This is a genomic window from Microcystis sp. M53598_WE2, assembly GCF_030067735.1.
GTDB classification, from domain to species: domain Bacteria; phylum Cyanobacteriota; class Cyanobacteriia; order Cyanobacteriales; family Microcystaceae; genus Microcystis; species Microcystis aeruginosa.
On record NZ_JASJFE010000193.1, the window covers coordinates 1 to 8,807 of the forward strand.

Sequence of the window (8,807 nt, forward strand, 5' to 3'; positions counted from 1 at the left end):
GACTAGCTAAAACGGTCACGCCATGACCCGCACATTCAATAAACTTTAAATCAGATTTCATACTATTAAAGGCTGTCGGATTGAGGGGCAACAAGGCAATATCACAGGTTCTTAATAGGGCTTGATAGCGCTCATAATCACAAAAGGGTTCAAAAACTTTATTGGTAATGGCTAATGCCTCAAAAAATTCTCGATCATGAATCACCTGAGCAGCGATTTGTTCTCCGTAGTCGGCTAAGACTTGATTGAGGGTGGGTAAAATAGCTTGCCAGTCTGCTTGACGATTTAAGGCTCCAAAAAAGAGCTTAACGGTATTATTTTGGCGATATTCCCTTGGGGGGGGGAGATAGGCCAATTGATTGGGAAAAACAGCCACATTGGGATTAATGGTGCGAAAAAATTCGGCTAACGGCTCTGTGGTGGTTTGAATACCATGACAAGCCCGATAGGTTAAAAATTGATTTTGTTCATGTTCTGGCCAACGATGGGGATCATCATCCATTTCGGCAATAATTAAATAATCTTTGGCTAAAAGGGCCTGAATTTTGGCAAGTTCATCCAGTTGTAAAGATCCCCGTTGCCAAATAAAGATTTTTTCCTCCTCCGGCCGGGCAATGCCCAAATCCGCCGATTTAACACTGGAAACGGTTCTTACACCAGGAATGGTGGCACTGAACTGATCCGGTTCTAAGACCCGGACGCGATCGCAGGCGAGGGGAGCCATAATCATCGTTTGAATCAGTAAAGGGCGAGGTGGTTGGGTAGATTTTAAGGCTCTGACTACATATTGAACGGCTCCTGTTTGAATTGCAAATTGTTCGGCATTAATGCCCAGGGATTGAAGGGTGGGAGCCAATAGTTTTTGAGCAGTTTGAAAATTCTCATTTTTCTGTCCTCGTGTCTGAATCTCATAAATTTGTAATCCTGCTTCAGCAAACCATTTTTTAATACTCAATAACGTAAAAAAACGCAAATGAGTGCGGTCTAATAACCCTTCATCTTCATATTCCCAGACTCCTCTTAACAGATTAATTAGAATACTCCAATGTTGAATATTGGGAATACAGGCTAGGACTTGGCCGGCGGGTTGAAGCCAAGTAATTTGCTGATTTAATACTCGCCAGGGGTCTTGTAAATGTTCTAAAACGTCACCATAAATCAAACAATCTACGCTATTGGGCAGAATGATAGTCCCTAAATCCAATGCTTCGACATTGCCGACAATGACTTGATCCAACCGAGTTTTCGCAATTTCGGCCGCTTGGGCATTCAGTTCTATGCCAATATAATTAGCATTTGGATTAATTTTCTTATAATATTGCCCCAATGCGCCCGTGCCGCAACCCACTTCCACAATCACTGAGGCATCCGGCGGTAATAAGCGCAATAGGTCAGGATTCACCCGGTCATAGTAGTCCAGATTGGTAAGGGAAGTGATCGGCATTTCTCTCTTCAACTCAGTTTATCAAAACAACAAAACAGGGACTTAGAGAATGTTTGAAAAGTCAGGAAACCACTAGGGGTAATGTAGAGTCGCCCAAGATCCATTGGGTCGCTACCTCAGTTTCCCCCCAAGGGAACTGCCTGACTTCAGCGGCGACAAAGTGGGAAGCCAGACTTTCAATCAGTTTAACCAGAGTGGAATCAGTCACCACGGCAACCTTACTGACGGACTTGTGATGGTCGCGTATCAGCCGGAAATGAGCAACCAAGGCACCAAAACTTTCCCAACCGGTGAACTTAGGGACTTCGATGATTACGCCAGCAAGACCACCAGTGGCTTCAATGTGGGGGTCCACTGCCTCCGCAATCTTGATAAAATCTTCCGCCGCCAGTGCAGATGTAGGTTGCATATAGAGAATGCTATGGGCGGCATCCAAATTATAATCTATCATAGTTTGCCTCTCCCAAATGGTGGAAGTCTAACTCTATGCTATCACGAATAGACGGTTTCACCTGGATCACTAGACGGGCTATAAGGGTTTGTGTGCCAGCAATTTCTGGCGGCTGGCGGAAAGCTGACGGCTGATGGCTTACTGCTATAAAATCAAGAATGCCCACCGATGGAATTTTCCGCCAATGAAGACTATCTTTCGATTAGCGATCGCTTTTTTTGCCTTACTATTTATCCTATCTCCTGTCAATGCCTTAGCTGCCAGTTCTGCTGCTGTCACAGGAGCCAATGCCAGTTATGAAAACCAGAATCTGACAGGAAAGGATTTTTCGGGACAAAATTTGCAATCTGCCCAATTTACTAACGTTAATCTGCAAGATTCTAACTTTAGCTCTGCCGATTTGCGCGGAGCAGTGTTTAACGGAGCCTCTATCATCGAAGGCAATTTTCATGGAGCGGACTTAACCAATGGGTTAGCCTATCTGAGTACCTTTAAAAATTCCGATTTAAGCGATGCCATTTTTGCTGAAGCAATTATGCTGCGTACCATTTTTGAGGGAGTCAATATCAACGGTGCTGATTTTAGTTTTGCCGTGCTTGACGCTCAACAAATCAAAAATCTCTGTGAAAGAGCCGAGGGTGTCAACTCAAAAACCGGCATCTCTACCCCGGAATCTTTAGGATGTGATCAATGAGGCAAACAAGGGTTGGTGTTATTGGTGGTGGACAATTAGCTTGGATGATGGCACAGGAAGCCAAGAAATTAGGCATTTCTCTAATTGTACAAACACCACACCCCGACGATCCCGCCGTTGCTTTAGCTGACGGGGTTGTCTTCGCAGAAATAGCTGACGTGGAAGGCACAAAAAAACTAGCTCAACATTGTGATCTGATCACTTTTGAAAATGAGTTTGTTAATTTAGATGCCCTAGAAGAATTAGCGGCCACAGGAGTGAAATTCTATCCTAGTTTGGCAAATCTGCGCCCCCTATTGGATAAATACGAGCAAAGATGTTATTTACGCTCCCTAGGGTTGCCTGTGCCTGATTTTTGGGCGATAGATAATTTATCCCAATTAGAAAATTATCCTTTTCCGCTAGTGCTGAAAGCGCGACGACAGGGTTATGATGGTCAAGGAACCTTTATTATCCGCACTCCTGAAGAATTAAACGCCAAAAAGCCGCAATTAGAGCGTCTTGACTTGATGTTAGAAGCTTATATTCCCTACGAGCGAGAATTAGCCATCGTTGCCGCTAGGGGATTAACCGGGGAAATCGTCACCTATCCCGTGGTGGAAACCTATCAAGAGGAGCAAGTCTGTCACTGGGTGATTGCTCCCGCCGCTCTTAACCAATCTTTACACGCTCAAACCGAATCTATCGCCCATCATCTGTTAAGTAGTTTGTCGGCGGTGGGTGTTTTCGGGATGGAATTATTTGTCACTCCGCAGGGAGAGGTATTGATTAATGAAATCGCTCCCCGTACCCATAATTCGGGTCATTACAGCCTCTCTGCCTGTCTTACCTCCCAATTTGCCCTACAACTGCAAGCAGTGGCTAATTTGCCCCTCGGAGCCACGGATTTAAAATCTGCCGGGGCAGTCATGGTTAATTTATTGGGTTTTGAGGATAGTGACGGCGATTATGGGGAAAAAAGAGCAATTTTAGCGGCAATTCCAGACGCTCAGGTTTTTTGGTATGGTAAAAAGTCCCGTCCCGGTCGAAAATTAGGCCATGTCACCCTCTTAAGGGATACAAGCGATCGCTCTGAGTTATTGGCCCTAGCAAAACAGATAGAAAAGCTTTGGTATGGTTGTTAGGGAAGTGGGGTGTATTTTCAGTAAACAGTAATCAGTGAACCCTAATTAAAAGACATTTTTGATTGCCTCGGTCAGTTTTTGACTAATTAACTCGTTACCGTCTCCACTGAGATGAATATTATCGATATAGAGGGAATCGGGATTGGGATGGGCTTGAAAAATGGGCAGAAAATCTAGATAAAAAATCTGCTGGTTGCTGGTGAAATCCGCTAGTCTTTGACGGGCTTTTAATTCATAATCTCGCCCCTGTTTTTGAGCTTCGCGAATGAGGGGGGTAATAGCGATAATTAAACGGGCTTGATTAGCCTGAGCAAGGGCTTGAATTTGGGCAAGAGCGGTTAAATTATTGCCCACTCGATCGCCTCCTTCTTGCACCGGTGGCAAGGGAGGATAACGCTTAAAATATCGATCGTACAACTCGATTAAAGCTAAAGCCGGCCGGCGAGCGGGATAATTAATTTCTCGTCCCACCACCGCCGAACTAGGAGCTAAAGCGAACAGATCATCGGTGTTCATTAATAACACAATCACCTGGGATTCAAAGGTGCCGAAACGTCGCAGATAGGCCGATTGATTGCGCGGTCCCCAAGAATTGGCCGAAGCATTGAGAACTTCCACCGAACCCGTCAGATTCTGGCCTAAATTTTTGGCGATTAAAGCAGCAATGGTCTCTTTTTGATCTGTCCACCAGGAGCCATTAGCGATCGAATCACCGATTAACATGATTCTCGTCGTCTCCGGGGGCCGTTGGGTTGTAATCGGCTCGCTCCGCATCGAATACTGATTAACGGCGATAAGATTAGAAAACCGGCGTATTTGTTGATTAGGAGCCAAAAGATAGCCAATTTCGGCATCAGCTTCGTAAATAAGCGGATTACCGAACCCGAAGACAATTCTTAAAATAGCCTCAAGGAAAAGGGCAAGGGCGAAAAGAACGCCTAGAATGATTAAAGACAGCCGAATGATACCAATTTCTAATAACACGGATAGATGAGAGTTCGCTAATTTATGATCCTAAAGTGTCTCATACTTTCTACATCCATCTCATGAAAAGGAGTTAAGGGCAATGTCAGACTTAAATCGTGGCATCATGAAATTCGAGGGGGCCGATAAACCGGCAGTAGTGGCGATATCGTCCATTATCGTTATCGGTAGTATTATTGCTCTGATCCTTTGGGCAATGAAAGTCGCCTACATCTAGTTAGGGTTTGCGGCAAAAAGTTTCTCGTGGGGGCAGGGTGTAGGGTGTAGGGTGTAGGGTGTAGGGTTTTACCCCTTTTCATCTGATAAATTACCTAATTTTCAGGGAAAAAGTCCCTAAAATTTCCCCCCGATCCCTCCAATGGCGGGTACTTTTTGGTTTCCCAAAAGTCTAAAAGTCTTACCCAACAAGGTTTAGATTTATTCAGCAACATCTAGTTAGCTAGAATAATTTCGCTCACTTTTGGCATCACTCGGTTTAAATTTCTTGCCGTCACAATCTCACCTCTTGTCCCCTTGAGCGTGTAGGATAGGGTCGAGGTAGAAATTGCCAGTTCCCTCTATTGCGCTTGCTAGTCACACCCGACTCGAGACAGATCATCGATGAGCAGATCAACTTCTGTTTTAACAGAACTGTTGCAGTTACTCCCCCAATGGCGATCGCAGATGTACTTCAAAGCATCCCTGACCGCGCTATCCCACGCCATGGAGGATCAGGTTTTAGCGGAAGACGATCAACCGTTAGTGATTGCCAGTTTTCAGCGTGAGCGCTTTTATCGTCAAGAGGCCCATCGCTATCGACGCATTGCCCACAAAAGCGGGCAAGTTTATGTTTTGTCGGCCCCAGAAACCGATTTTAAGCATAGTTCCGACATTTACGAGACGATCGCTTTTCAACCGGAGGACAGTTTAGCCCAAGAATGGCATCTAGTGGTTATCGGTGGCCATTATGCTAGTTGTTTAATCTGTCGGGAACGAACCCATCTGACAGCAGAGGGGGAAAATGGGGCAGCTATGGATAATAATCGCCGTTTTGAGGGGATTTGGACGAGTGATCGCCATGTGAGTCAACAGGCCGCGCAAATTCTTTTAAATCATATTCTCGATTATCGTCCCGAACTAGCGGAGAAAATTAGGCGCGCCCAAGAAGAATACCTGATCTGTGAACTGAAGGACAGGGATCATCAAGAGGAACCAAATCCCTTTGTCCAGCGATTGGTCACTTATTTGCAAGCGGGACAGTATAAACTGCTGAAAGCCAATCGTTCCTTGGCATCGAAAGAACACAAGGAAAGACTGATCAACTCGGTGACAGCGGCGATCCGTCGTTCCCTCGATCCGGAAGATATCCTCCAGGTGGCAGTGCGGAAATTGGGGGAGGGATTGGGGGTCTGTCGCTGCGTGGTCTATCGTTGTAAGGAAGCCGACATTAACGCCACCATCGAACACGAATTTTTAAACTCCGGCATTAGTTCCATCAAAGGACAAAAATGGCCTCTGAAAAATAATCCTCTTTTTCAGGAAGCGCTGGAATTGAGAGAATCCCTGAAAATTGAAGACGCTATTCACGATCCCCGTCTCCCCGGCGATTCCATTCAAAATCTGGTGCGGGAATGTTCCATCTATTCCTGGTTATTAGTACCGATTTTTTACCAAAGTCGTCTCTTGGGAATGTTGGAACTGCATCACTGTGGACCCTATACCACCACTTGGAAAAGCGAGGATGTCGCCCTGGTGGACGCGGTGGCCACTCAAATCGGAGTCGCCCTCATTCAAGCAGAAGCCTACGCTAATTTACAGGATTTAAATGAACAATTAGCCGCCCTCGATCGCACTCGTTCTAATTTAGTCGCCATTACCGGCCACGAATTACGCACCCCCCTGTCCACCATTCAAGTCTGTCTAGAAAGTTTGGCCTCGGAACCGGATATGCCGGCGGAAATACGCCAAATTATGCTTGATACTGCCCTGAAAGATGCGGAACGAATGCGTAAATTAATCCAAGATTTTTTAACTCTTTCCAGGTTAGAAAGTGGCCGGGTTAATTGGAATCCTGAAGCTTTATCTTTATCGGAATGTGTGGAATTAGCCATCAGTCATGTTCACGCCCGCAATCTCGACAACGAAAACCCAAAAATTAGCAATCTTGTCCCCCCTAATCTGCCCTTTGTTTTAGCCGATGGCGAGTGGTTAGTGGAATTACTCTCCAAACTTCTCGATAATGCCTGTAAGTTTACTGGACGGGAGGGAAATGTCTCGATCGAAGTCGCTTCGGGAAAGCCAAAAACTCTAGAAGTAACCATTTCTGACACTGGACGCGGGATCGAACCCAATCGTTTAGAACAGGTTTTTGATCGCTTTTACCAAGAGGAAGGAGCCCTGCAACGCAGTGCCGGGGGAACCGGTTTAGGACTGGCTATCTGTCGTCAGATCGTCAATGGTTGGGGCGGCGAAATTTGGGCAGAATCGAGGGGCAAAAATAACGGCAGTCAGTTTCATTTTACTATTCCAATATTTAAAGATAAAACTAACGATAATCCCAAAAATACCGCTCCGAAAAAATCCTCCCGTCGTCCTGCTAGTAAACGTAAATAGCGGCTGGTTGCCCGTTTAGTTTTGGCTCTTTGCTCGTGACTTCCTATTCCTTTTCTTCATCAAAAACTAAACAAAAAAGCATTAAAAAAGAAGCATCAAATCCCCAGGATATATAATAAACTTAAAAGAGTAATCAATTAGTCGTTTTTAGGTGAAAAAATTATGGGACGCGCCAAGAGAGTGGTTTTAGCTTATTCCGGAGGAGTCGATACTTCCGTCTGTATTCCCTATCTCAAACAGGAATGGGGAGTAGAAGAAGTGATTACCCTAGCCGCCGATTTAGGACAGGGAGACGAATTGGGACCAATTCAAGAAAAGGCTCTGCGCTGCGGAGCGATCGAATCCTTAGTCGTCAATGCCCAGGAAGAATTCGTCAAAGAATACGCTTTTCCCTCAATTCAAGCTAATGCCCTGTACGAAAATCGTTATCCCCTTTCTACCGCCCTGGCTCGTCCTTTAATCGCTAAATTATTAGTAGAGGCCGCCGAGAAATACGGGGCCGATGCCGTCTCTCACGGCTGCACCGGCAAAGGTAACGATCAGGTGCGTTTTGATGTGGGCATTATGGCCCTCAATCCTAGCTTAAAAGTTCTCGCTCCCGCCAGGGAATGGGGCATGAGCCGGGAAGAAACCATCGCCTACGGGGAAAAATTCGGGATTGAGTCTCCCGTGAAAAAATCCTCACCCTTTAGTATCGATCGTAACCTGTTGGGGCGCAGTATTGAAGCAGGTCCTTTGGAAGATCCGATGACGGAACCCCCGGAAGAAATCTATTTAATGACCAAAGCGATCGCCGATACTCCCAACGAGCCGGAATACGTCGATATTGGTTTTAATCAGGGAATTCCCGTCAGTTTAAACGGAGAAAATCTCGCTCCCGTCACGCTCATTAGTCAATTAAATGACCTAGTGGGTAAACATGGTGTTGGTCGGTTAGATATGATCGAAAACCGGGTAGTGGGAATTAAATCGCGAGAAATTTATGAGGCCCCGGCTTTATTAGTTTTAATTGATGCTCACCGGGACTTAGAAAGTTTGACTTTAACTGGAGATGTTACCCAATATAAACGGGGAATTGAAGAGACCTACGGACAGTTAATTTATAAAGGATTGTGGTACAGTCCCTTAAAGGAAGCGATCGATGCTTTTATCCTCAAAACCCAAGAACAGGTAACGGGATCGGTGCGAGTCAAACTGTTTAAAGGTAACGCTAAAGTGGTCGGTCGTCAGTCAGTCAATTCTATCTATTCTCCCGATTTAGCTACCTACGGAGCCGAGGATCAATTTGATCATAAAGCTGCTGAAGGTTTCATCTATGTTTGGGGATTACCCAGCAAAGTTTGGGCTGAAAAAACTAGAGGGAAGTAATCAACAATTCTCCCCTAAGTAAGTGGGTTTTAATTCAGATCCCCCCAGCGATCAACACCCCCCTTATCAAGGGGGGAAGGGGGGATCAGCACCCCCCAAGGTAGGGTTAATTCATGAATTAACCCTACCTTAATAAGGGGGGATCAGCAC

Annotated in this window: 8 protein-coding genes; 5 read left to right on the top strand and 3 right to left on the bottom strand. The window is 45.5% G+C overall.

What is annotated here, in order from left to right; translation table 11 throughout:
- Both PX636_RS04180 and PX636_RS04185 read right to left on the bottom strand, forming a co-directional pair.
- Positions 1-1,444: methyltransferase domain-containing protein (locus PX636_RS04180; protein ID WP_288116304.1), on the bottom strand; the 1,444-nt coding region annotated here is incomplete at its 3' end.
- A 61-nt stretch (positions 1,445-1,505) separates the two neighbouring features.
- Positions 1,506-1,895 carry a SpoIIAA family protein gene (locus tag PX636_RS04185; protein WP_288116305.1) on the bottom strand — a complete coding sequence of 130 codons (390 nt, stop codon included), beginning with the start codon at positions 1,893-1,895 and terminating at the stop codon, positions 1,506-1,508.
- A 184-nt stretch (positions 1,896-2,079) separates the two neighbouring features.
- On the opposite strand from PX636_RS04185, the gene PX636_RS04190 reads away from it, so the two are divergent.
- Both PX636_RS04190 and PX636_RS04195 read left to right on the top strand, forming a co-directional pair.
- On the top strand, positions 2,080-2,589 hold the full coding sequence (locus PX636_RS04190) for a pentapeptide repeat-containing protein (RefSeq protein WP_041803611.1): 510 nt from the start codon (positions 2,080-2,082) through the stop codon (positions 2,587-2,589).
- Positions 2,586-3,713 carry a 5-(carboxyamino)imidazole ribonucleotide synthase gene (locus PX636_RS04195; protein WP_288116306.1) on the top strand — a complete coding sequence of 376 codons (1,128 nt, stop codon included), beginning with the start codon at positions 2,586-2,588 and terminating at the stop codon, positions 3,711-3,713. The genes PX636_RS04190 and PX636_RS04195 overlap by 4 nt, the downstream gene beginning before the upstream one ends.
- Positions 3,714-3,758: 45 nt before the next feature.
- Here the strand turns inward: PX636_RS04195 and PX636_RS04200 are convergent, their stop codons facing one another.
- Complete coding sequence (locus PX636_RS04200) at positions 3,759-4,697, bottom strand: SGNH/GDSL hydrolase family protein (RefSeq protein ID WP_288116307.1); 939 nt, start codon at positions 4,695-4,697, stop codon at positions 3,759-3,761.
- Positions 4,698-4,779: 82 nt separating this feature from the next.
- Here PX636_RS04200 and PX636_RS04205 point away from each other — a divergent pair, with 82 nt between their 5' ends.
- From PX636_RS04205 to PX636_RS04215, 3 genes are all read left to right on the top strand, one after another.
- Entirely contained in the window at positions 4,780-4,914 is a 135-nt protein-coding gene (locus PX636_RS04205) for a hypothetical protein (RefSeq protein ID WP_002736350.1), read from the top strand.
- A gap of 383 nt (positions 4,915-5,297) precedes the next feature.
- Complete coding sequence (locus PX636_RS04210; protein WP_288116308.1) at positions 5,298-7,289, top strand: DICT sensory domain-containing protein; 1,992 nt, start codon at positions 5,298-5,300, stop codon at positions 7,287-7,289.
- A 162-nt stretch (positions 7,290-7,451) separates the two neighbouring features.
- Complete coding sequence (locus PX636_RS04215) at positions 7,452-8,657, top strand: argininosuccinate synthase (RefSeq protein WP_288033548.1); 1,206 nt, start codon at positions 7,452-7,454, stop codon at positions 8,655-8,657.
- Positions 8,658-8,807 lie beyond the last annotated feature (150 nt).

Bases quoted from the DNA above. Each gene is read 5' to 3' on its own strand.
- PX636_RS04185 (WP_288116305.1), bottom strand. From the start codon at position 1,895: ATGATAGATTATAATTTGGATGCCGCCCATAGCATTCTCTATATGCAA.
- PX636_RS04190 (WP_041803611.1), top strand. From the start codon at position 2,080: ATGAAGACTATCTTTCGATTAGCGATCGCTTTTTTTGCCTTACTATTT.
- PX636_RS04195 (WP_288116306.1), top strand. From the start codon at position 2,586: ATGAGGCAAACAAGGGTTGGTGTTATTGGTGGTGGACAATTAGCTTGG.
- PX636_RS04205 (WP_002736350.1), top strand. From the start codon at position 4,780: ATGTCAGACTTAAATCGTGGCATCATGAAATTCGAGGGGGCCGATAAA.
- PX636_RS04210 (WP_288116308.1), top strand. From the start codon at position 5,298: ATGAGCAGATCAACTTCTGTTTTAACAGAACTGTTGCAGTTACTCCCC.
- PX636_RS04215 (WP_288033548.1), top strand. From the start codon at position 7,452: ATGGGACGCGCCAAGAGAGTGGTTTTAGCTTATTCCGGAGGAGTCGAT.